Source organism: Pseudomonas sp. 2822-17, from assembly GCF_002742485.1.
Classification (GTDB): domain Bacteria; phylum Pseudomonadota; class Gammaproteobacteria; order Pseudomonadales; family Pseudomonadaceae; genus Aquipseudomonas; species Aquipseudomonas cyclaminis.
The window spans coordinates 1-308 of the sequence record NZ_LJRZ01000793.1 but is presented as its reverse complement, the minus strand read 5'-3'; the positions used below and the strand labels follow the sequence as shown (position 1 = coordinate 308).

The 308-nt window shown below is 40.9% G+C and carries 1 protein-coding gene; it reads right to left on the bottom strand.

The window, feature by feature from the left end:
- Nucleotides 1-308, bottom strand: a 308-nt coding sequence (locus tag AOA60_RS28805; protein WP_143522579.1) for an AAA family ATPase, incomplete at both ends; no start/stop codon positions are given.

Sequence of the window (308 nt, the reverse complement as noted above, 5' to 3'; positions counted from 1 at the left end):
GATTCCTTCTTCTTTGCTGGAACAAGAAGTTCTACTATTCGTTCATTTGCATTATCCTCAGCTTGAGCTTTAACACTTATCATCTTTTCTTCTTTCACTAATCGAATTGACGTTTCCACCAAATCCCTTACCATGGATCCCACATCACGTCCAACATAGCCAACTTCTGTAAACTTTGTAGCCTCTACTTTAATAAAAGGAGCACCTACTAGTTTCGCTAAGCGGCGTGCAATTTCCGTTTTACCAACCCCCGTCGGACCGATCATCAAAATATTTTTAGGAGTAATTTCCTCCCTCATCGCTTCTTC